Annotated in this window: 18 protein-coding genes; all 18 read left to right on the forward strand. The window is 55.6% G+C overall.

Annotation, left to right across the window (positions count from 1 at the left end; all coding sequences use genetic code 11):
* Positions 1–11: 11 nt before the first annotated feature.
* A complete protein-coding gene (gene tagH, locus AAEY27_RS09960) occupies positions 12–1811 on the forward strand; it encodes a type VI secretion system-associated FHA domain protein TagH (RefSeq protein ID WP_342325050.1) in 1800 nt (599 codons plus the stop codon).
* Complete coding sequence (locus AAEY27_RS09965; protein WP_342325052.1) at positions 1808–2602, forward strand: PP2C family protein-serine/threonine phosphatase; 795 nt, start codon at positions 1808–1810, stop codon at positions 2600–2602. Before tagH ends, AAEY27_RS09965 begins: the two co-directional genes overlap by 4 nt.
* A 20-nt stretch (positions 2603–2622) precedes the next feature.
* Positions 2623–3600, forward strand: a complete 978-nt coding sequence (locus AAEY27_RS09970; RefSeq protein WP_342325054.1) for a hypothetical protein — start codon at positions 2623–2625, stop codon at positions 3598–3600.
* A gap of 9 nt (positions 3601–3609) precedes the next feature.
* Positions 3610–4422 carry a type VI secretion system accessory protein TagJ gene (locus tag AAEY27_RS09975; RefSeq protein ID WP_342325056.1) on the forward strand — a complete coding sequence of 271 codons (813 nt, stop codon included), beginning with the start codon at positions 3610–3612 and terminating at the stop codon, positions 4420–4422.
* Positions 4415–4984 carry a type VI secretion system baseplate subunit TssE gene (tssE, locus tag AAEY27_RS09980; protein ID WP_342325058.1) on the forward strand — a complete coding sequence of 190 codons (570 nt, stop codon included), beginning with the start codon at positions 4415–4417 and terminating at the stop codon, positions 4982–4984. The genes AAEY27_RS09975 and tssE overlap by 8 nt, the downstream gene beginning before the upstream one ends.
* 2 nt (positions 4985–4986) lie before the next feature.
* The gene (gene tssF / locus AAEY27_RS09985; protein ID WP_342325059.1) at positions 4987–6858 is read left to right on the forward strand and encodes a type VI secretion system baseplate subunit TssF; all 1872 of its coding nucleotides are present in this window, start codon (positions 4987–4989) and stop codon (positions 6856–6858) included.
* A complete protein-coding gene (gene tssG / locus AAEY27_RS09990; protein WP_342325060.1) occupies positions 6855–7898 on the forward strand; it encodes a type VI secretion system baseplate subunit TssG in 1044 nt (347 codons plus the stop codon). Before tssF ends, tssG begins: the two co-directional genes overlap by 4 nt.
* 177 nt (positions 7899–8075) lie before the next feature.
* The gene (gene tssH, locus AAEY27_RS09995) at positions 8076–10694 is read left to right on the forward strand and encodes a type VI secretion system ATPase TssH (protein ID WP_342325062.1); all 2619 of its coding nucleotides are present in this window, start codon (positions 8076–8078) and stop codon (positions 10692–10694) included.
* 26 nt (positions 10695–10720) lie between these two features.
* Positions 10721–12178, forward strand: a complete 1458-nt coding sequence (locus AAEY27_RS10000) for a serine/threonine protein kinase (protein ID WP_342325064.1) — start codon at positions 10721–10723, stop codon at positions 12176–12178.
* A 146-nt stretch (positions 12179–12324) separates the two neighbouring features.
* A complete protein-coding gene (locus tag AAEY27_RS10005; protein WP_342325066.1) occupies positions 12325–12705 on the forward strand; it encodes a DcrB-related protein in 381 nt (126 codons plus the stop codon).
* A gap of 54 nt (positions 12706–12759) precedes the next feature.
* Positions 12760–15003 carry a type VI secretion system Vgr family protein gene (locus tag AAEY27_RS10010; RefSeq protein ID WP_342325068.1) on the forward strand — a complete coding sequence of 748 codons (2244 nt, stop codon included), beginning with the start codon at positions 12760–12762 and terminating at the stop codon, positions 15001–15003.
* Positions 15004–15017: 14 nt separating this feature from the next.
* On the forward strand, positions 15018–15404 hold the full coding sequence (locus AAEY27_RS10015; RefSeq protein WP_342325069.1) for a DUF3592 domain-containing protein: 387 nt from the start codon (positions 15018–15020) through the stop codon (positions 15402–15404).
* A 523-nt stretch (positions 15405–15927) separates the two neighbouring features.
* A complete protein-coding gene (locus tag AAEY27_RS10020) occupies positions 15928–18468 on the forward strand; it encodes a DUF2169 domain-containing protein (protein ID WP_342325071.1) in 2541 nt (846 codons plus the stop codon).
* On the forward strand, positions 18465–19550 hold the full coding sequence (locus AAEY27_RS10025) for a pentapeptide repeat-containing protein (RefSeq protein ID WP_342325073.1): 1086 nt from the start codon (positions 18465–18467) through the stop codon (positions 19548–19550). Before AAEY27_RS10020 ends, AAEY27_RS10025 begins: the two co-directional genes overlap by 4 nt.
* Complete coding sequence (locus tag AAEY27_RS10030; protein WP_342325074.1) at positions 19547–20152, forward strand: DUF3540 domain-containing protein; 606 nt, start codon at positions 19547–19549, stop codon at positions 20150–20152. The genes AAEY27_RS10025 and AAEY27_RS10030 overlap by 4 nt, the downstream gene beginning before the upstream one ends.
* A gap of 9 nt (positions 20153–20161) precedes the next feature.
* Positions 20162–20554, forward strand: coding sequence for a DUF4150 domain-containing protein (locus AAEY27_RS10035; protein ID WP_342325075.1), 393 nt, complete (start codon positions 20162–20164; stop codon positions 20552–20554).
* Between the two features lie 99 nt (positions 20555–20653).
* Positions 20654–23245 carry a type VI secretion system Vgr family protein gene (locus AAEY27_RS10040; protein ID WP_342325076.1) on the forward strand — a complete coding sequence of 864 codons (2592 nt, stop codon included), beginning with the start codon at positions 20654–20656 and terminating at the stop codon, positions 23243–23245.
* Positions 23235–23756 carry a hypothetical protein gene (locus AAEY27_RS10045; protein WP_342325077.1) on the forward strand — a complete coding sequence of 174 codons (522 nt, stop codon included), beginning with the start codon at positions 23235–23237 and terminating at the stop codon, positions 23754–23756. The genes AAEY27_RS10040 and AAEY27_RS10045 overlap by 11 nt, the downstream gene beginning before the upstream one ends.
* The last annotated feature ends 93 nt before the right edge of the window (positions 23757–23849 follow it).

A 23849-nucleotide genomic window follows, 5' to 3' on the forward strand; every position in this document is an offset into this window, starting at 1 on the left:
AGGAATACGCGATGCGATTCACTATTATTACCAGTAAACCCGGTCATCAGCCGCCGCAAAGCCGCTGCGACTTTTACCCTCCGGGCGGCACCATTGGCCGCGGCACTGATAACAATTTGGTGCTGCCGGACAATGACCGCTCCATTTCTCGCCTGCAAGCCATTGTCCATATTTCCGGAAATGGTGAATGTCGCGTCACCAATCGTGGCAACGTCACCCGCGTGGTGCTAAATGATATTCCCCTTGAACGTGGGCGTCAGGTTGAACTTCAGGACGGGGATATCCTCACCATTGATGAATACCGCATCGAAGTGACCGACTTAATTCAGGATACGCAGCCAGTAAGCCGCATGGCGGAGGAGATGTATCCGAAACCCGCACAAGCACCGGTGGCAAAATCTGCGCCAGCACCGGCACAGAAAAACGCACCAGAAAGTGCTCCCGCATCCGTTCCAACCGAAATTTGGGACAGCCTGATGCAGGAATTTTCCATCTCCGACAGCATCTCCAGCAGCCGCGCAAAATCGCCGGAATCGCAGAATCTCAATCCTTTTGCCGCACCAAACGAGCCGGAACGTAATCCGGAAGATCCGCTCTCATTACTGAATAACAATGAGCCGCTGGTTGCGCCAAAATCCCTCGCTTCAGACCAATTGTTCAACGATGAACAACTCTTCAAAAACGACAGCATCTTTAACGATGCAACACCGTCTACGCTGGTGCCGCCGGTAGAGCCTGCGCCGAAGCAGCAAACGCCAGAGGCGGACGAACTCGATCCGCTGGCCCTGTTTGGCGGTAATGGCAGCGCGCCGCAAGCGCGTAGCGATGATCCGCTCGGCTTGCTCAGCGGCGCCGTACCGCTGGCCCATGCCGATGAAATCGCACCTGCCAAAAAAGAAGAGCCAGTGCCACAACCTATTATCACTGACCTGAACGCCGTGGAACCGCAGCCGCCGCAGCCGATCATTACCGAGCTGCGCCCGGAAGATTTGAGCGGTACGCCGCTGTTTGCCGACGAAGAACAGATTACCGCGCCGGAAGAGCCGCAAGATTACGCGGGCATTACGCTGCCGACGCCGCAGGCGGTGCAGCGCAGCGCCGCGCAAACGCCAAAAGGTCGTCTGCGTATCGATCCGGTACAGAGCAACGGCGCGAAAAGTGCCCCGTCATCCAGTACTGGCGACAGTGGCGACGTGCTGAAAGGTGAATTGCTTGATGCGCTGCTCGAAGGCATGGGGCTTGGCGACATGCAGCCGGTGCCGCAGTTCGATAAAGAGAACATGCGCCAGTTCGGCCAGATGCTCAGCATGTTTTCGCAGGGCACCGTCGCGCTGTTATCTTCGCGTTCTATTTTGAAACGCGGTGTAAAAGCGGATATGACCATGGTGCTGGACGATGCCAACAACCCGTTCAAGCTGCTGCCTTCCGGTAAAACCGTGTTGATGCAGATGTTCGGTAACCGCATGCCGGGCTTTATGCCGCCGAAAAAATCTGTGCGCGATGCGCTGATCGATTTGCAGGCTCACCAGTTAGGGATGATTTCCGGTATTCGCGCCATCATCGCCGCGATGCTGCAATCCTTTAACCCGGAACAACTGGAAGATGACGCTAAACGTGATGGCGCCACCGCGCGGCTCGGTGTGCTCTCTAACCGCAAAGCCGCGCTGTGGGATTACTATGTGCGTACCTATGCACAAACCGCCGGTGAGATTGACGATGACTTCCACACGCTGTTCGGCGAAGCGTTCCTCCACGCTTACGACATGGAAGTGAACCAATACAAAGACTCACAAAGCGGATCGGAAGAATGAATATCAGCACCGCCTCAATATCAAGACAAGGCGAGCGTGCCAGTAATCAGGATCAGACCGGAGAAACCATCGGCGAGCGTGCCGCCTGCTTTGTGGTCTGCGACGGTATCGCCGGTTTACCCGGCGGGGACGTAGCTGCCGAGCTTGCGCGAAACGCCATCATTACCGAGTTCGACGGCGATGAACACCTGAATGCCCAGTACATTCGCCAGTATGTCAATGGTGCGAATAGCGCCATTCGTAAAGAGCAGAAAGCGGTGCAGGATTATCACCGCATGGGCACCACCATGGTCAGCCTGTTCATCGACCGGGATTATCAGTTAGCTTACTGGGCGCACGCCGGGGACAGCCGCTTGTATCTCTTTCGTCGCGGCTGGCTGTACCATGTGACCACCGATCACAGCCTGGTTCAGCAGATGAAAGATGCCGGGCATCAGGTGGAAGGCATCAACGGTAACTTGCTCTATTTCGCACTTGGCCTGGGGGAAGATGAACGCGAACCCAGCTATAGCGATGTGGTGCCGATTGAAGATGGCGACGCCTTTTTGTTATGTACGGATGGTTTCTGGCATGGCGTCAGCGAAGAACAGATGCAACAGTCGCTACATATGGTGAATACGCCGGATGAGTGGCTGACATTAATGAATCAAATCCTGCTGAAAAACGGTGTCGGGGCGCAAACCCAGCAGGATAACTATAGCGCCGTAGCGGTGTGGATGGGCACGCCTCAAGAGACCACGCTTTTGCACACGCTCTCTGAAGCCGCTCAGTTTTTCCCTCTTCGTGATTGATACAGCATACAAGGACTTTTATGAAACTTTGGCTATCGGGTTTGGCCCTACTTGCAGTGTGCGGCGGCGCGCAGGCAGAAAACTTCCGCATCGTGCAATCGCCTTCGCAAAAACTGGATGTCTGGATCGATAACGTCGCGGATAACACACCGAAAAGCTGGTGCGCAAAAACATTGCCGCTGCGTATTGTCGCCGGGGGTGACAAAAAGCCATCGGTATTGAACAACTTCCTGCCGCGCCTGGGCGCGCTGCTGGAAAACCAGTGTGGCACCCTGACGCAGGTGCACTGGAAATTAACCGACCCGCAAGGCACAACGCTTGCCGAAGGGACGGCGGATAAAGCCAAAGAGTGGCAGCCGGTCGTGACCTCAAACGGCGCAACGGCAGCACAAACTAACGCCTTTCCGCAGCCTGTCGGTCGCGCTGAAGATCTCTCCCCACCGGCCAACCGCGCGCCATGGCAGGAATTCACCTTGCAGGATGGTTGCCATCTGCGCACTTTCTGGCAGGGCGGTGCCAGTGCTCCGGCGTTGTTTATCCCCGCTAAAGAAGACGGCAAATGTGAAAAAGGCGGCTGGCTGAACGGGCGCAACGACATTACCCAGGTCAGCAATGGCAGCGAAAAGAAAATCACCATGACCTTTGTTCATGGCTTCCCGGTAAGCGGCCTGAGCGACAAAGTGGATGCCGACCGTCTGTTGATCACCACCGTCAATAACGAACGCATGGTAGCCAGCGAAGGTAGCCTGGCGCAGAGCTGGATGATCCTGCCTTACGTTAACAGCCTGAATGGCTGGCAAGCCAACGGCACCGTTGCCGTGGAAATTTCCCGTGAAGTCGCCAGTGATGACGCGCGTTTGCAGGCCCGCCTCGATGAAGTGCGCAAAGTCTGGACGCCGTGGTTTGAGCCAGGCACGCGCCTGAATATTTTGCTGATCGATTCGCTGCACCCGCAGTTGCGCGACCCTGCCGTTGGGGCGTACAAAACCGTCAACTAAGGAGCGGCTATGAACATGTTGTTTCAACAACTGGCGGGCGAGTCCTTGCAGGACAGCTTGGCGCAGCTGGAAAGCCGCATTCGCACCCAGCCGGGTGATGCTGATTTGCGCGCCGCGTTTGCGCAATTGCTTTGTCTGGACGGCAACTGGCCGCGTGCGCTGGCGCAGCTTAAAAGCTGGCAGGCTTTAAAACCTCAGGCGCAGCCGACAGTAACGTTACTGGAACAGGCTATTGAAGGTGAACGCCAGCGCGCCGAGGTGATGGCAGGGCGCGCGCGCCCGGTTACGCCAGACGAGCAATGGCCGTGGCTGGCGGCGATGGTCAGCGCACTAGATCCGCAAGCAACGGAGGCGAACGATCATCGTGAAACGGCACTGGAAATGGCGGACGCTAATCCTGGGCAACTCACCACGCAGGACGGCCAGACAGTAACATTCGACTGGTTGATGGATGGCGATTGCCGATTTGGCCCGGTGTGTGAAGCGATCGTCAACGGCCGCTATTTCTGGCTGCCATTCAGCGCTATTTCCGCCATGCAATTTCAGCCACCGGCCAGCGTTACCGACCTGGTATGGCGACACACGCTGGTGCGCCTGCAAGACGGCAGCGAGCAGGTGTGCCAAATCCCGGCGCGCTATCCGCTGGATGTCAATGTTGATGACCGTTTCAAACTCTGTCGCGTTACCGAGTGGCAGCAGTTACCGGGTGATGCGCCGCATTACCTCGGGCAGGGGCAAAAAGTCTGGCTCAATGACAGCGCTGAATATTCCCTGCTCGACCTGGCAACATTGAGTTTCAACGTGGAAGCCGTGCATGAGTAGCTCTGCGCAAGGTGATGATAACGACCTGTTGCGCAGCGGTTGGCGCTCGCGGCGCGGGAAAGAGACCGTCGGCGCGCGCGATAAGATGCAGCCTTCGCTGCTTGATCGTCTGACCGATGACGCGCCGGACAAAGTGCAGGAGCCGCTGAACAGCAATCTGGTTTCGCATTCGGCGCTGCGCCGCCAAATTCTGCGCGATCTGCAATGGCTGTTTAACACCATCAACAATGAAGCGCAGCAGGATCTCTCCAGGTTTGATCAGGTACGCCGCTCGGTGGTGAACTTTGGTGTTTCCCCGCTGGCAGGCAAGCGCATGTCCGATATTGAATGGCAGGATATTCAACGCAAACTGACCGACGCGATTTTGCACTTTGAACCGCGCATTTTGCCGCAGGGATTGCAGGTACGTTGCATCTCCGATACCCAGTCGCTGGACCTGCATAACGTCTTAACGATTGAAATCAAAGGCCGCCTGTGGTGCGTGCCGTATCCGCTGGAGTTCCTGTTCCGCACTGATGTGGATCTTGAAAACGGGCATTTCGAGTTGAAAGACGCGGGGTAACGATGGACAGCAAATTACTGGAATACTACAACCGCGAACTGGCCTGGCTGCGTGAAATGGGACAGGAGTTCGCCGGGCGTTACCCCAAAGTGGCCGGGCGCCTGGGCATGCGCGGTATGGACGTCTCCGACCCTTATGTCGAACGCCTGATGGAAGGTTTCGCTTTTCTGACCTCGCGCGTGCAATTAAAAATGGACGCCGAGTTTCCCCGCTTTTCCCAGCGTCTACTGGAAATGGTCGCGCCCAACTACCTGGCACCGACGCCTTCCATGGCGATTGCCGAACTGCAACCGGACAGCGCCAAAGGCGATCTGAGCAATGGTTTCGTGGTCCCGCGCGGCACCATGATGGACAGCCAGGTGATGAAAAAGAACGGCGTCACTTGCAGTTACACCACGGCGCATGATGTCACGCTGCTGCCGCTGAAAATTAGCCAGGTTGAACTGGGTGGCGTTCCCGCTGATTTGCCGTTGGCGCAGGTGGGTTTAAGCCAGCGCGGCGCGCAGAGCGCATTACGCATTCGCCTGAGTTGCGATGGCCCGGTGAATCTCAGCCATCTCGATTTTGACCGCCTCGAACTGTTCCTTAGTGGCCCGGATATGCAGGCATTAAAACTGCTGGAACTGTTGATGGGCCACCAGGTTGGCATCGTGTGCCAGGCGAACGGGCAGAACTCGGCGGTGCATGTGCTGGGCGATGACGCGCTGCGCCAGGAAGGTTTCGATGCCGATCAGGCGTTGCTTCCGGATGATTTACGCAACTTCGACGGTTACCGCCTGTTGCAGGAATATTTCGCGTTTCCGGCGCGTTTTCTGTTTATCAGCCTGCAAGGGTTGAGCGCCATGCTGGCGAATAGCGGCGAGGCGAAATCGTTCGATATCATCATTCTGCTGGATAAAGCCGATGCGCAACTGGAACGGGTGGTCGATAAAAACCACCTGGCGCTGCACTGTACGCCAGTTATCAACCTGTTCCCGAAAGTGGCCGAACGCCAGAAATTGAGCGACAGCCTGCACGAATACCATCTGGTGGTCGATAACATCCGCCCGCTTGATTACGAGATTTACGCGGTTACCAAAATTCACGCCAGCGTTGACGGTCAGCGCGACGAACAGACATTTCGCCCATTCTGGAACAGCTGGAGCCAGGATGAGGGCAACTACGGCGCCTATTTCTCGGTGCGCCGCGAACAGCGCGCATTATCTGAACATGCGCAACGTTACGGCACGCGCACGGGTTATATCGGTTCCGAAGTTTTCGCCTCGTTGGTGGATGAACAGCATGCGCCGTGGCGGGAAGATTTACGATACATCACCGCGGAAGTGCTGTGCACCAGCCGTGATTTACCGCTAATGCTGCAACAGGATATCGGCCAGTTTGTCATGCCGGATTCGCTGCCGGTGAAATCATTACAACTGCGCAAAGGGCCGACGCCGCCACGTCCGGCGCTGGCAGAGGGGTTAAGCACCTGGCGCTTGATCAGCCAGTTACAAATGAACTATCTCAGCCTGATGGACGGTGAAGAGGGCGAAGGCGCTGCGGCGCTGCGCCAGTTGCTCGGGCTTTATACCCGCCTGGCGGAAGCGCCGGTTGCCCGTCAAATTGAAGGTGTTCGCCAGTGCGTACTGGAACCGGTGCACCGCCGCGTACCGGAACCGGGGCCGATCGTTTTTGCTCGCGGCGTGGGCATCACGCTGACCGTTGACGAACAGGCGTTTTCCGGCTTCAGCCCGTGGCTGTTTGGCAGCGTGCTGGAGCGCGTCTTTGCCCGTCTGGTCGGCATGAACAGCTTTACTGAGTTCACCTTGAAAAGCCAACAGCGTGGTGAAGTCGGCTACTGGCCGCCGCGCATGGGCAAGCGAGCGCTGATATGACCGATACGCTCGCCCGCGCGCCCGCTATTGTTCGCCTGAATACATTGCCGGATGCCTTCTGGCAAAACGTGATGGCAACTCCTTGGCGTTACGATCTTTTTACGCTGCTGCGCCGCGTAGACGCGCGCGGCGGTGAACGTTATCCGCTGGGACGCGCGCCCTTGCCGCGTTTTGAGTCTCTGCGTATTGGTCAGAAACCGTCGCTGGGTTTTGCCCCCTCGACACTGGCGGGCGTTCGCAAACGTGAGAACTCGTCGCTGTACGATGTGTCGATCCTGAGTTTTGGTCTGTTTGGCCCCAACGGCCCGCTGCCGGTTCACCTGACGGAATACGCCAGTGAGCGTATCGATCATCATCAGGATGACAGCCTGAGCGCCTTCGCGGATGTGTTTCATCACCGGCTGACGATGCTTTTTTATCGCGCCTGGGCGGATGCGCAACCGACGGTATCGCTCGACAGGCAGGACAACAACCGCTTCGAACAATACATCGCTTCGCTGATTGGCATGGGGCAACCGGGGCAACTGGAGAAAGGCAGCCTTAGCGCACATTCACGCTTTGCCGTCGCAGGGCATTTAACCCGCAATGGCCGCGATCCGGAAGGGTTGGCGAAGATCCTGCGCGGTTACTTCAATGTGCCGGTAAACATCGTGGAAAACGTCCCGCAATGGATGCCGCTTAGCCCGCGCGAGCGTGCGCGTCTGCAAGGTGGACGACACGCGCCACGTCTTGGGCAGTCCGCTTTTCTTGGTGAGGCGGTTCGTGATGTTTGCCATAAATTTCGCATCGACATCGGCCCGCTTCCCGCAGAAACCTACCGGCGTTTTATGCCGGGTGAAAAATATGTCATCGCGCTTCGCGACTGGGTGCGCCAGTATCTGGGCATCGAGTACCAATGGGCGGTGCGTGTGATTTTGCGCAGCGAAGATGTCGCGGGCGCAGCGCTGGGTGGCGATAGCCGCCTGGGGTATAGCGCCTGGTTGGGAGCACAGCCGCAGCCAGAAGCGCGTGGAGATTTGGTTTTCAGCCCGGAGGGGTGACCTTCGATTTAGACCCTTATCTGACGTATGCACAAATCATTCGAGTTGCATCGCGGCGGCAAGCCGGTGTATCCCCAGGAGCTTACTGAAGTAAATGACTGGGGTGCGCTGGCGTAGCCAACAAAGAGGCGGCTCGAAGGATGAAGTGCAAATTAATTATGAATAACGGAAGAACTCATGTCAGAAATCAGCCGCGCCGTATTATTCGGCAAACTCGACACACTGCTATTCACCTCGCTGGAAAGCGCCACTGCGTTTTGCAAATTGCGGGGCAACCCTTATGTAGAGCTGGTTCACTGGTTGCATCAGTTGATGCAACAGACGGACGGCGACCTGCAACAGGTGATTCGTCACTTTTCCCTGGATGAAGAAGCGCTGACCCGCGATATCGTCGCGGCGCTGGATAAACTGCCACGCGGCGCAAGCTCGGTGTCGGATCTGTCGGAACATATCGATACGGCCGTTGAACGCGCCTGGGTCTACGGCTCGCTCAAATTTGGCGTTACGCGCATTCGTGGCGGCCATCTGCTGGCCGGGATCCTCAAAACCTGGAGCCTTGCCAACGTCCTGAAAGGCATTTCGCCGCAGTTTGAACGGGTCAGTGCCGATGCGCTGTTGGACGGTTTCGACACCATTTTCGCTAACAGCAAAGAGACACAGCAGTCGACCACGGCGCTGAACGACAACAACGGCGTTACCGCACCGCAGCAGCAGGGTACGCTGGCGCAATATGGGCAGGATCTGACAGCGCGCGCGCGTGACGGGAAAATTGACCCGGTTGTCGGGCGCGACGAAGAGATCCGCCAGATGGTCGATATTCTGATGCGTCGTCGCCAGAACAACCCACTACTGACCGGTGAAGCGGGCGTCGGTAAAACGGCGGTTGTTGAAGGTTTGGCCCTGCGCATTGCGGCGGGCGATGTCCCGGAGCCGTTGACTGATGTGCAACTGTGGCTGCTCGATATCGGTATGTTGCAAGCGGGCGCTGGCATGAAAGGCGAGTTCGAAGCGCGTTTGCAATCACTGATTAACGAAGTGCAATCCAGCCCGACGCCGATCATTTTGTTTATCGATGAAATCCATACGCTGATTGGTGCCGGTGGGCAGCAGGGCACAGGCGACGCCGCCAACTTGCTAAAACCGGCGCTGGCGCGTGGGCAATTGCGCACCATCGGGGCAACGACCTGGGCAGAATACAAAAAATACATCGAGAAAGATCCGGCGCTGACCCGCCGTTTCCAGACCGTACAGGTGGCTGAGCCTGACGAAGAAAAAGCAGTGCTGATGCTACGCAGCACCGTCTCCGCGCTGGAAAAACATCACCGCGTGCTGTTGCTGGATGAAGCGGTGGTTGCTGCCGTAAAACTTTCGCATCGCTACATTCCGGCGCGCCAATTACCGGACAAAGCCGTCGCGCTGCTGGATACCGCCTGCGCACGCGTGGCGGTCAGCCTCAGCTCTCCACCGCCGCAACTGGAAGATTGCCTGCACCGTATTGCCGGGCTGGATGTGGAAATCGAGATCGCTAATCGCGAAGCAAAAGTGGCGGTAGGCGATGGCGAACGCGTGGTGAAATTACAGGCTGAGCTGGAACAACTCGGCGTGCAGCGCGATGAACTGACGCAGTGCTGGGAGCAGGAGCAGGTGCTGGTTGACGAAATTATCGCGCTGCGTGCGCAGTTGCATACCTCTCCGGAAGAGACGCTGGCGGATCTGCGCGAGGCGCTAACGCAGAAACAGGCTGCGCTGCGGGCGTTGCAGGGCGATGCGCCGCTGCTGTTTACCTCGGTGGATGCCAATGTGGTCGCCGCCGTAGTTTCCGACTGGACCGGCATTCCGCTGGGGCGGATGGTGAAAAATGAAATCGACGCAGTGCTGAAATTGGCCGACACGCTCAATGAGCGCGTTATCGGCCAGCGCCACGGCCTGGAATTGATCGCCAAACGTGTTCGCACCTCGCGCGCGCGCCTTGACGATCCAAACAAACCGGTTGGCGTGTTTATGCTCTGCGGCCCGTCCGGCGTGGGTAAAACGGAAACCGCGCTGGCGCTGGCCGAATCGCTGTACGGCGGCGAGCAGAATGTCATCACCATCAATATGAGCGAGTTCCAGGAAGCGCATACGGTCTCCACGCTGAAAGGCGCGCCGCCGGGCTACGTGGGTTACGGCGAAGGCGGCGTGTTGACCGAAGCGGTGCGCCGCCGTCCTTACAGCGTAGTGCTGCTGGATGAAATCGAAAAAGCGCACCCGGATGTGCATGAAATCTTCTTCCAGGTGTTCGATAAAGGCTGGATGGAAGACGGCGAAGGCCGCCATATTGATTTTCGCAATACCATTATCATTTTGACGTCCAACGTCGGCACCGAACTGATCACCGGCATGTGCGCGGATCCTGACTTGATGCCGGAACCGGACGCTTTGCGCGACGTGCTGCGCCCGCCGCTGTTGCAGGTTTTCCCGCCAGCGCTGCTGGGGCGTTTGCTGGTGGTGCCTTACTACCCGCTCAGCGACGAGATGCTGGCGCTGATCGTGCGATTGCAGCTTAAACGCATTCAGCGTCGACTTGCGGATAACCACGGCATTGTCTCGGAAGTGGATGACAGTGTGGTCGAGCAAATCGTTGCGCGCTGTACGGAAGTTGAATCGGGCGGCCGTATGGTGGACGCCATCCTTACGAATACCTTGCTGCCGTTAATGAGCCAGCTATTGCTCGACGCCAGCGCGCGCGACGAGCAATATAAGCGCTTACGCGTCACGTTTGAGCAGGGTGAGTTTCACTGTCAGTTTGCGGCGTAAAGCCATTATCAAGAGAGTTTTCCAATATGACGGATCACGATAACAACCGGAGTGTACCGAACGCGCTGCCACCGGGATATCGCTTCAACGAGTTCGAAATCAAAGAAGTGATCGGTGGTGGGGGTTTTGGCATCGTCTATCGCGCCTGGGATCACCAGCTTGAGCGAACCATCGCGATTAAAGAATTTATGCCCTCTTCGCTGGCAGTCCGCAACGACGACATGACGCTGGTGCTGCGCAGCGAGCGTTTCAGCAAAGCGTTTACCGCCGGGCTGAACAGCTTTATCCAGGAAGCCCGCTTGCTGGCACGCTTTAACCATCCGAACCTGTTGCATGTGCTGCGTTTTTGGGTGCAGAACGACACCGCTTATATGGGCACGGTATTTTACAGCGGTACGACGCTTTCGCGCCTGCGCGAGAAGAACCCGGCGCAGATCAACGAAGTGTGGATCCGCCGTATGCTGCCAATGCTGCTGGGCGCTATCAAAACTATTCACGACGAAGGTTATCTCCACCGCGACATCTCGCTGGATAATATTCAGATTCAGGAAAATGGCTTGCCAGTACTGTTGGACTTTGGTTCGGCGCGTCGCAGCATCGGTTCGGTGTCTGACGAAACCGAAACCATGCTTCGCCCTGGCTATGCGCCGATTGAACAATATACCGATGACAACGAAAGCGAGCAGGGGCCGTGGACCGATATTTACGCCCTCGGCGCGGTGCTGCATACCTTAATCATCGGTTCGCCGCCGCCGGTCAGCGTGGTGCGCAGTATTCAGGACACCTATGTGCCGTTGACGCAGCGCGGTCTGCCGGGTTACTCCGTGTCGTTGTTGCAGGCTGTCGATCGCGCGCTGGCGCTGAAAATGGAAGATCGCCCGCAATCCGTGGATGAATTCGCCGCGATGATTGAGATGCCCGTCGCAGGTATTGATGATGTGATGAATGTGAAACAGCCAGGCACCATGCTGGTTCCGGTGGAAGAAACCCCGGAAAAAGTGGAAGTGGCAGGTTGGCAGCGTTACAAAGTGCCTGGTCTGGTGGCGGCTGGCGTGATCGTCGGGCTGATTGCCGGTGGCATGTTGTTCAGTGGCAGTTCTGAGTCTGGGAATGAAACGGCAGAGACAGCCAGCAACACTCAGCCGGAGCAGCAGTCCAATGCACCTGCTGAACCGCCGCGCCAGCGAGAGCAGGAAGTGCCGGCTGAGCAATCCGCAACGCCTGCTCAGGCACAGAATGAGAATGCGACGCCAGTCGCCACGCAAGCGGCGGTCGCGCAAATATTTATCCGTATGAATGAGGGTGAAAAGCTGACGCTTAATGGCGAAAGCCAGTCCGTTTCGCCTGCCACTAATGGTTTCGCTTCGTTGAAGCTACAACCGGGTCGCTACGAGCTGGTACTGCAAGGCAACGGCCAGACGCGCAGCCAGACGGTTACTATCGCCAGCCCTGGCACCTGGCTGATTAACCCACAACCGCAATAGTCATTGTGCCGCCAGGGCATGACTGCCCGGTAACGCGCAGGAGGGTCCGCTTCCTGCGCGTATCATTTTTGCATTGCCGCATGGTGCAATGGCTTCTTATTTCAAAACAACGTTAGTCTCGCCCGACATATTAAAAAGACAGAACTATGAATTTATTAACACACAGTAATCATGGTGGCAGTGAATTTACGTTTGTCGTGTCTCGCGCAAGTGCACAAGCCGATGATAAGGTCCACACGGTCGCCGCCAGAAAAATACGTGAGCTGGAGATGACATTAACCGACTTTCATCTTGAGTCATCGCAAATGATGGAAGTGGATGGTAATCCCGCCGTTGAGCTTTTTTATCAATTCAAAAACGACAACCATGTCATTTACCAACGCCAGACAATTATCCTGCTGGTGGATCCTGCTACGGGCAAAAAAATGGTCAGCTATGTTGGCACCTGCCCAGGCGAATTTAGTGAGTCTTTTCAAAAGCAGTATCAGGAAATAATTCAGAGTCTTAAATTCCATCGTACGAAATAATTGTGCGGTATCAGGTTCGTATTTCCACGACAAAGGTTTATTAAGGATCGAATCATGCAGGATAGGATCACGGTCAGGCTGCCGGTAGAGGGCCTGCTTTTCTGGAAACTCTCCGGGCGCGAGGCGCTGTCGGAGCCGTTCACGCTGGCGCTGACCGTGCTGGGCACGGATGCGCGTCTTGACCGCAGTAAGCTGCTGGGCCAGCCGGTGACGGTGAACATTCCCGCGCAGGGGCTGACCGGCAGCAGCCGGTATCTCAACGGTAAAATCACCCGCGTTGCGGTCAGCGCCACCGAGCTTTCCGGCACGCGCTACGCGGTGTACCGGCTGACGGTGGAGCCGGATGTCTGGCCGATGAAGCGCGACCGCAACCTGCGCATCTTCCAGGGGCAGACGGCTCCGCAGATAGTCAAGACGCTGCTCGGCGAATACCTGGTCAACACCGAGGACAGGCTGACGGGCAGCTACCGGGTGTGGGACTACTGCGTCCAGTACCAGGAATCGAGCCTGGACTTCATCAGCCGCCTGATGGAGCTTGAAGGCATCGCTTACCATTTCCGCCACGAGGCCGACCGTCACATTATGGTGCTGACGGATGCCGCCAGCGAACACCCGCCCTTCAGCGGCTACGAAACCATCCCCTATCATCAGACTCCCTCCGGCGGCAGCACCGACGAGGAAGGCATCAGCCAGTGGGCGCCGGAAGACAGCGTGACACCGGGCATCTACAGCCTCGACGACTACGACTTCCGCAAACCCAATGCCTGGCTGTTCCAGGCCCGCCAGAATCCCTCCTCACCGCAGCCGGGCAGCATTGATGTCTACGACTGGCCGGGTCGTTTTGTCGAGCACGGCCACGGCGAGTATTACGCGCGTATCCGCCAGGAGCGCTGGCAGGTGGAGCATCAGCAGATTCAGGCCACGGCAACGGCCATCGGCGTGGCGCCGGGCCACACCTTCGCGCTGTATAACGCCCCGTTCCTCAGCGACAACGGGGAATACCTGACCACCGAAGCGAACTACTTTTTCGAGGAGAACCGCTACGCCAGCGGCAGCGACAGTGAAACGGTGCACCGCATCGACTTCACCGTTATTCCGTCATCAGTGGTGTTCCGCCCGGCGGCAGTGACGGCATGGCCGAAAACCTACGGGCCGCAGACAGCGAAAGTGGTGGGTCCGGAAGGGCAGAGTATCTGGACGGATAAATACGGCCGGGTGAAGGTGAAGTTTCACTGGGACCGTCTGGCGAAGGGCGATGACACCAGTTCGTGCTGGGTGCGCGTCTCCAGCGCGTGGGCCGGTCAGGGTTTCGGCGGGGTGCAAATCCCGCGCGTCGGGGACGAAGTGGTGATCGATTTCATCAACGGCGACCCGGACAGGCCGGTGGTGACCGGGCGCGTGTATAACGAGGCGAGTATGCCGCCGTGGTCATTGCCCGATGATTCAACCCGCATGGGTTTTATGACCCGCAGCAAAGACGGCAGCAAAGACAACGCCAGCTACCTGTTTTTTGAAGATCGATCAGGCAGCGAATCCGTCGAGCTTCACTCCGAGAAAGACATGAAAGTGTCGGTCGAGAATGACAAGACAGTGAATGTTGATGGCAACCGCACCACGACGATCCTGAAAGAGCAAAAAGATGACGTCACTGGCGATGGTACTTTTTATTACCGGGCAAAACACACCACGACGGTGGATGATGCGGAAACCACCACCTTCAATAACAGCCAGACGGAAACCATTAAGAATGGACGCACGCTGAATATTACCAGCGGCGGCGATGTAGTTAATGTTAAAGGTGGGCGCATTACTGACATTGAAGGTACGGAGCTACACCATGTTACTGAATTGGTAACGGAAAAATATGATAGTGGCCAGATGAAAACAATTGTGTCTGGCGGTAAGGTAGAAACTATCGATGGTGGTGTTACGGTAGATGTGAATAGCGGAAATTGGACACAAAATGTTAATGCAGGAACGATAACAATTTACAGCCCGAATGTAATAACCATAAAAAGTAAAAGTAAGGTAAGCATTGACGTTCCCTTTATGGAATCCCGGGCATCTTCTCATAAAGAAAGTTTCGTAGGTAACAACTTCAGTATGACTATCGCATCGGAAAGCATTACTGGTGTTTCAGCTTCGCGAACTGGCGTTTCGCTTGCTCACAGTAATGTATCTGTTTCACACAATACCTTCGGCTATAGTAATAAGGCTATGGAGATTAAAAAAATTGTGACGGTTGTAAAATCTGGCGGATTATCGATGTCATCTAAGTTGTTAACTTTATTTTTATGAAGGCAGGTAAAAGAATGGATAATGTTTTTATTATATCGATGATCGTCATTGCACTCGTTTTTGGCGTATTTCCCATGGCGAGATTTTTATATACGAACGTCTATCCCTATCTCAAAGACGGGTTTTCACAAGATTTTGTTTTGAAAAATGGAATAGCCGCCAATGCAGACATTATTTATACATCTCAAACAAGTAGCTGGGATGGCAATAAACCAGTATATCAATTGACGCTTCGATTTATGACCAGAGAGCAAGAGTTGATTGAAGCAACAACTATGAAAGCCTTAACCTTTAAAGAAATTGAGCACTTTAAAGAAGGCAGTGGTACAACGATAAAATACGATCCAAAGGATCCAAAGAAAATTGCTATTTATGATAAGCCGCTAGTACTTGGAGAGTGATCTTAATCACGAAATTATCACCCGCGGTGATGATTTCGTTAATATTAAAGATAGGCGTATTACGGATGTTGAAGGTACGGTGTTGCACCATGTTACCACAGAATAACCGAGAACCTTGATAACGGTCTTGAAAGTACTATAACAAACAAGAGCGCGAGAAAATATTCTTGGTAGAAGGCGGTGGTGTGAGTGACACTATTATTTCCATGAAGCCGATGTGGTGTTTGTTAATAACAATCCTGTTGTTGAAATGACGTTAAGAATTGAAGGTAAAAGCAAAAATAAGCCATGGTTAATCGAGAAGCATAATGGAACCATTATGTTTATTACGCTTGATACATGGCAATTTGGTCATGCATATCAAGTTAAAATAAATGAAAAAACAAAAAATATCTTTTGTTAGGGATGATAATGGTAGGCCTTTGTTATCCAGACAGACATAATCTTCTGAACGCACAGAAATAAATCCTTCCCGTCAGGGTCATAACACCAACACAACTCTTAATCTTCCTAAGGATGTTATATGAAGATTATCAAACCGCTGCGGCTTAGCGTTTTAAACCGCCCGTTTCGCCTGCAGGGCCAAAATCATCTGGGTGTTTCCGTTATGGCGCTCGCTGATATGAGCGCCTCGCCGCAATTACGACCCGAAGTGGAACTGTGGCAACTCGCTGCCAACGAACTGCAAACCAGCGGCGGTGTGCTGGATATGGCCATCCCCAAAGCGCGTGCCGAATTCCTCGCTACAGGTTATGCCTACACGCAGCACCATCAGGACAAAACCGCCTGCGCGGTGCGCATCGAAGTCGAGAACCTCACCAAAACGCTGGCGGTGACCGGCGATCGCTACTGGGCAGGTTTGCGATCCACCGCGCCGCAACCTTTTGAGCAAATGCGTCTCGACTGGAGCCGCGCGTTTGGTGGCGAAGGGTTTGAGGAAAACCCGCACGGCATCGGGGCAGTGGTGGAAAACCACAACGGCACGCAATTTCGCCGTTTGCCCAATATCGAAGCCCTCAATCAGCGCGTGACTTCACCGCGCACAAAACCCGAACCCGCCAGCTTCGGCCCGCTGGATTTACTCTGGCCGCGCCGTTTTCGCCGTATGGGCAAAAACTACGACGCCCGCTGGTTGCAGAACGATTTCCCCGGCTTCGCGCCAGATATCGACTGGCGAGTTTTTAATGCCGCAAGCCCGGACCAGTGGTGGGAAGAGCGAGATTCACTGCCACCTCAGGCTGCCTGGCGCATCTGGAATATGCACCCGCAAAAACATCTTCAGGAAGGCACGCTGCCGCCCTGGCAAGCGCGGTGTTTTATGCAGCGCCAGCGAGGCGATGAGATCCTGTTCGAAGAAATCGCCCTACGTGCGACCACGGTGTGGTTTTTCCCACATCTGGAGCAGATGGTGCTGATCTGGCAGGGTAATCAACGCATTAATGAAGACGATGCGGCAGATGTGCTGCAACTGATGCCTGCACTGGAGAAATCCGGCGCATCGCGCTCGGTCAATCACTATCGCAAAGTGCTCAAACAGCGTCTGGACAAAGAGAAAGGCGCACTGTTTGCCTTTCGCGAAAAAGATCTGCTGCCAGAGGAGGTTATCGGGCCGTGGATCGATAACGAAGTGCAGGAAAATCACAGTCCGATGCGTGATAACCAGAATAACCGCGCATTGCAATTGCGAGAGCAGCACCGCGCCATGTTGGAAGAGCAGGGCGGTGACGTCAGCGCGTTACTGAAAGAGAGTGATGAGCCGGAACTTCCTAAGTTAGAGGATCTGCCGGAATTCATAGAGGAAATGGAGCGTAAAGCGCAGGAGATGCAACAACAGGCCGAAGCGCGCAAAGCCGAAATGGAAGCGCGCTACCCGGAAATGGCGAACGACGATAACCGGCCGCGCGGCCCGGAATCGATGCATCGCATGCAGGAGCTGCTGGAGCGCAACGCCAATGAAATGAGTGAGAAGAAGCTGGCGCAAAGCCGCGAAGCGCTCCACAAGATGTACTTGTTGTCGGCGGCGCAGCAACCACCCGCCATCAAACTGACCGGTGATATCGCGCTGATCATTCGCCAGCGCGCCGAGCGCACGATGGCGCAGGGCGGGGATTTCAGCAGTCTCGACCTGACCGGTGCGGACTTCTCCGGTATGGATCTGCGCGGCGCGAATTTTCACAACGCATTGCTTGAATGCGCCAATCTCCGCGGTTGCCAACTTGATGGCGCGAATTTTTCGCAGGCGATGCTGGCGCGCGCCGATTTGCAGAATGCGTCGCTGCGCGAATGCTGCCTCGAAAATGCCAGCCTGGCACTGGCGCAATGTAAACAAACACAATTCCAGGGGGCGCAGTTCAGTGAAACCGACATGACCGGCGCACTCTTCGAAGCCTGCGATTTCAGCCGCGCCCGCATGGACAACTTGCTGCTGCGCGAAACGGGCTTCAGCCACTGCGTTTTCCAGCACGCGACGCTCAATAACTGCGTATTCATGGAACTCACCCTGCCGCAACCGGATTTCAGCCACGGGGTAATGAACAAAACCAGCTTTATCAAATGTGAACTGCACAGCGCCGTCTTCGCTCATGCGCGACTGGACAGTTGCTCCTGGGTTGAAAGCCAACTGGAAAGCGCTGTTTTCATCGGGGCGACGCTCATTTCCAGCGCCGTTGCATCGGGCGGTACGCTCGCGGGAGCGGATTTCAGCGGCGCGCATCTGAAACAGAGCAATCTGCGTCAGGCGGTGTTAACCGGCTCGCGTTTTACGCGGGCGAAACTGGATAACAGCGATCTCAGCGAAGCCCAGTGTGAAGGCGCTGATTTTAGTGGCGCCACGCTTACCGGCAGTTTGTTTATCCGCACTGATTTTCGCGGCGTGCGATTCAACGATGCCAACCTGATGGGCGCCATGTTGCAAAAAAGCCGCCTTGAGGGTGCCGATCTGAGCTATGCAAATCTGTTTCGTGCCGATTTGTCGCAATCCATCACCAGTGATGCGACACAATTTCAGGGCGCTTATACCAAACGGGTGAAAACCTTGCCGAAGCGAGATGGAGAGGTGATATGAGCGCATTAACGGCGGCGGAGTTACAGCAGAAAGTCAAAAGCGGTGAAGCGATTATTGAGCTCAATCTGGACGGCTGCGACTTGCAAAACTGCGATTTATCCGGCGGTATTTTTCAGGAAGTGTCGCTGCAAGGCGCCAACCTGCAAGGCGTAAATCTGAAAGAAACAGTGTTCACCGAATGCCAGCTAAGCGAGGCCACGCTGGCGGCGGCGCAACTGGAAGAAACGGTATTTAACCAGTGCGATATGCAGGCTTTGAACGCCAGAAATTCGACGCTGAACCGCTGTGTATTCAATGACTGTAATCTGGCGAACAGCGATTTTTCCCATTCGACATTCGATTCCAGCCAGTTTATGCGCTGCCCGTTGGCAAACAGCGTGTTTACCGGCTCGACGCTGGAACGCTCGACCTTTTACGAAAGCCCGCTTGAAGGCGCAAAGCTGGATAACTGCCGCAATATGATGACCACCTGGTTTGGCATCGATCTGCGCGACGCTGATCTCCAGGGCAGCCAGTTTGAGCGCGCGGTGTTTTTCAACTGTGACCAGCGAGGGAAAAACTATGCGCAGCATAAATTTACTGGCTGCCAGTTCACTGATAACCAGCTTGATGGTGCCGATTTTGCCGGTGCGCAGCTGACGCAGTGCAACTTTAAAGGCGCCTCGTTAAAGCAGGCGCAACTGTGTAATGTCAACGCCACACAAGCGCTGTTTATGGAGGCCGATTTGAGCGGCGTTAACGCGCAAAGCAGCCAGTTCGATCAGGCGATTTTTGTCGGCGCGACGCTGAATCAGGCGAGTTTTAAACAGAGCCGTTTTTTTCAAAGCATTCTGCAACTGGTCACGGCGCAACAGGCCGACTTCACGCTGTGCGATTTCACTTATGGTGATTTTTCTGGTGCCGATGTGCGTGACGCCGACTTTCGCGGCGCGGCATTTTCGCGCACCCGTTTTCACCGCGCCCGGCAGGACAATGCCCGTTTTGCCGATCGCAAAGGCATTCTCGAATACGACGAAGAGTTACTGGCGGCGGAAGCCTGGAGCGCCGAACGCCACAGCAAAATCTACGGAGACCCGCAATGAACAATATCAACCACCAACTGGTTATGGCCGCCATCCCATCCGGGCAATTCTCAGCGCAAGTGACGCACTGCTTCGATGACGGCAGCCTGATGGTCGAAAGCGAAGGGCGCGGCTGGCACTGCCGCCGGGCGGTCAGCTGCGTGATTGCGCCGCAGGCCGGCGATACCGTGCTGATCAGCGCCGTTGACAACCAAATGTGGTTGCTTGCCGTGCTGGAGCGTATCAATCCACATAGCGCGGAACTGAGCGTGCCAGGCGATCTGCACATTTCCAGCCAGGGCGCGCTAAGCCTGAGCAGTGAAGCGCTGAATATCAACGCGGCGAAGGGCGATTGTCATATCAACGACATGAATTACAGCGGCGAGAAAATCTCCGCCTGGGTGTCGCTGTCGCGCATTGTTGGCAAGCGCGCGGAATCGGTCTGGCAGACGATGACGCAAATCAGCCAGCAACTATTTCGCACCACGCGCCAGACTGAGCATGTCCGCGCCGGGCAACTCGATGTGAAAGCGGAAGATTACTTGCGCCTGCACGCGCAAAACACGGTGATTACCTCGAAGGCCATCACTAAAGTCGATTCTGAACAGATTCATATGGGGTAAGGAGACGAGATGTTTGCCAACTGCCAGCTAATGGGTGTCGATCTGGCGTTTCCGGATGTCTGCCTGACACCGATGCCAGCGCCCACGCCGATTCCTTATCCGGATATCGCGCTTGGGCCGACCGCCATTCCTAACGCGCTCAATATCCTGTTTATGGGGATGCCGGCGCACAATATGGCGACGGTGACGCCGTTGACCAACGGGGACAACCCCGGCGTGGCAACCGGTGTCGCGTCCGGCACGGTGATGGGGCCTTCGCGCCATCTGACCGGTGCCTTCACTGTGCTGCTTAAAGGCACGCCGGCCACACGCTTAACCAGCATCAGCCTGCAAAACTCCACCAACGCCATTGGCATGCGTATTGTCCCCAGCCAGTTCAAGGTACTGATGCTGGCACCTTAATAAGCACTGACCACACAGCAATTTTTACACTCAAAAAACAAACGCACAGACATGAACAAGTGCGCTTTCAGGTGATTATTTTTTTACGGACTCAATGTTATGGAAAACAGAATATCGGTAACGCTGCCGGTAGAGGGCCTGCGTTTCTGGAAACTCTCCGGGCGCGAGGCGCTGTCGGAGCCGTTCACGCTGGCGCTGACTGTGCTGGGCACGGATGCGCGTCTTGACCGCAGCCAGCTGCTGGGCCAGCCGGTGACGGTGAACATTCCCGCGCAGGGGCTGACCGGCAGCAGCCGGTATCTCAACGGTAAAATCACCCGCGTGGCGGTCAGCGCCACCGAGCTTTCCGGCACGCGCTACGCGGTGTACCGGCTGACGGTGGAGCCGGATGTCTGGCCGATGAAGCGCGACCGCAACCTGCGCATCTTCCAGGGGCAGACGGCTCCGCAGATAGTCAAGACGCTGCTCGGCGAATACCTGGTCAACACCGAGGACAGGCTGACGGGCAGCTACCGGGTGTGGGACTACTGCGTCCAGTACCAGGAATCGAGCCTGGACTTCATCAGCCGCCTGATGGAGCTTGAAGGCATCGCTTATCATTTCCGCCACGAGGCCGACCGTCACATTATGGTGCTGACGGATGCCGCCAGCGAACACCCGCCCTTCAGCGGCTACGAAACCATCCCCTATCATCAGACCCCCTCCGGCGGCAGCACCGACGAGGAAGGCATCAGCCAGTGGGCGCCGGAAGACAACGTGACACCCGGCATCTACAGCCTCGACGACTACGACTTCCGCAAACCCAATGCCTGGCTGTTCCAGGCCCGCCAGAATCCCTCCTCACCGCAGCCGGGCAGCATTGATGTCTACGACTGGCCGGGCCGATTTGTTGAGCACGGCCACGGCGAGTATTACGCGCGTATCCGCCAGGAGCGCTGGCAGGTGGAGCATCAGCAGATTCAGGCCACGGCAACGGCCATCGGCGTGGCGCCGGGCCACACCTTCGCGCTGTATAACGCCCCGTTCCTCAGCGATAACGGGGAATACCTGACCACCGAAGCGAACTACTTTTTCGAGGAGAACCGCTACGCCAGCGGCAGCGACAGTGAAACGGTGCACCGCATCGACTTCACGGTGATTCCGTCATCAGTGGTGTTCCGCCCGGCGGTGATGACGGCATGGCCGAAAACCTACGGGCCGCAGACGGCGAAGGTGGTCGGTCCGGAAGGGCAGAGTATCTGGACGGATAAATACGGCCGGGTGAAGGTGAAGTTTCACTGGGACCGTCTGGCGAAGGGCGATGACACCAGTTCGTGCTGGGTACGTGTTTCCAGCGCGTGGGCCGGTCAGGGTTTCGGCGGGGTGCAAATCCCGCGCGTCGGGGATGAAGTGGTGATCGATTTCATCAACGGCGACCCGGACAGGCCGGTGGTGACCGGGCGCGTGTACAACGAAGCCAGCATGCCACCGTGGTCGTTGCCCGCCGCCGCCACACAGATGGGCTTTCTCAGCCGCTCGAAAGATGGCTCGGTGGATAACGCCAACGCCCTGCGCTTTGAAGATAAAGCCGGGGAAGAGCAGGTGTGGATCCAGGCCGAACGCAATATGGACGTGCACGTTAAAAATGACGCTTCACGCTCAATTGGCAGCAATCACAGCCACTATGTGCGTAAAAATGAGCTGCATCGTGTCGAAGCGAACCAAACCCGGGCGGTGAAAGGGCGGACAGAAAACCTGACCGGCAAGGGCAAACTGGATGCGGCAGTCGAGCAGTTTATTCTCGCCTCCGGCACGCAACTTCGCCTGGTTTCCGGCGACAGTGCTATTGAGTTAAACGCGAACGGAAAAATTAATCTGATCGGTAAATCCTTTAACTTCTTTGTTGAAGAAGATGGGCATATCACTACGGGCGGCAAGCTGCATCTGAATAGTTCGGGGGCAAAAGCCCCGACGGCAGCGCCAGGATCGGGGCATAAAGGGGATATTGATACGGCGGTTCAGGGATTTTTTGCGCCACAAGGCAGTGTTAAACATGCTGCGCCGGTTGCAACGGCGGCACCGTCAGTCGCGCAAAAGCCGGTCGCAAAATATACAGCGCCACCACCTTTGAGAGGCGATTATGTTTATAAAAATGATCCGACGAGCTCTCAAATAATGCCATTTGATGAAGACACCATTAATCAAATCAATAAATCACCCACGCTTCAGACACAGCTTAGAGAATTAAAGCAGAAGGACTGGGCAATCCAGCCGGGGGCGGCGGGGGGCGGTAGCTACGCCATTGGAGAAAATAGGCTAATTGTCATTGATCCCGAGCATATGGCGACGACCAATGAAACAGTCGAAACGCTGGCGCACGAAGCAGGCCATGCGATGTATCCGGTCACGCCGGATTTCTCCAGTCGTGAAAATTATATTAATAGTCAGTTGATGGATGAGGGCGGCGCGACGCTGAATAACATCAAAATCCAGCGGGAGATCCTGGCCAATGGGGGTATAGATATTGGTGTCGCCGCAGGCAGCGATGCAACTGAAGCAGCTTACAAACAAGCCTATGACAAAATGGTCAGTGGTGAAATATCCCGTAACGATGCCATGCAAGCCATTGGTAAGGTTGTAGGTAAATACGAAGTTGCTTCTGGAACCGTTCAAAAATATGACGATTATTATGGGAGTCAGTATGACCAATAGGATGGTAATAAATCTGTCGGCGCTTCTATTCTCTTCTGTTTTTACTTTTACTACGCATGCGGAACAAAAAAATATGAACCATGATTCTCTGTGGCAGATTACAAAGGCATTGAAGTCGGTATGGGGTAAAAAGGTAAATGCAGTCAGTGCCCTCCTGGACCAGCCGCTGGTTCCTGTTACACCGACGGCGAATGATCGTTTTACGTCTGCGCCTTTTACGCTGAGTGACGGGATAACGATCAGTGATCTGGATGTGCGTCTTCGAGCGAATGGCGATGGTACAGTTGCATTGGTATCTTTTTCTGTTAGTGGTCAATGCATTACGCTCGAAGAGGTTAAAGACCACTTTCCAGACGCGACCCTGCGTTTCGTGCCTCGTGCAAAATTGCCAGGGAGAACATTCGGTTATCTCACCACACGTGACGACAATAATCTTGCATGGGGGTTCGGTTTCCCGGCGTTAAACCGGAAGTGCCTTAGCTCCATCACCATGACGCACTACGAATCATAATATTTCGCTGCTAAAAATTGCCGCCAGTTTATTTTCTGGCGGTGAGGTCATTCTTATTCTTTGCAGTTCTTTATTGATTTCTACACCTCAGCA

The organism is Kosakonia sp. BYX6 (assembly GCF_038449125.1).
Classification (GTDB): Bacteria; Pseudomonadota; Gammaproteobacteria; order Enterobacterales; family Enterobacteriaceae; genus Kosakonia; species Kosakonia calanthes.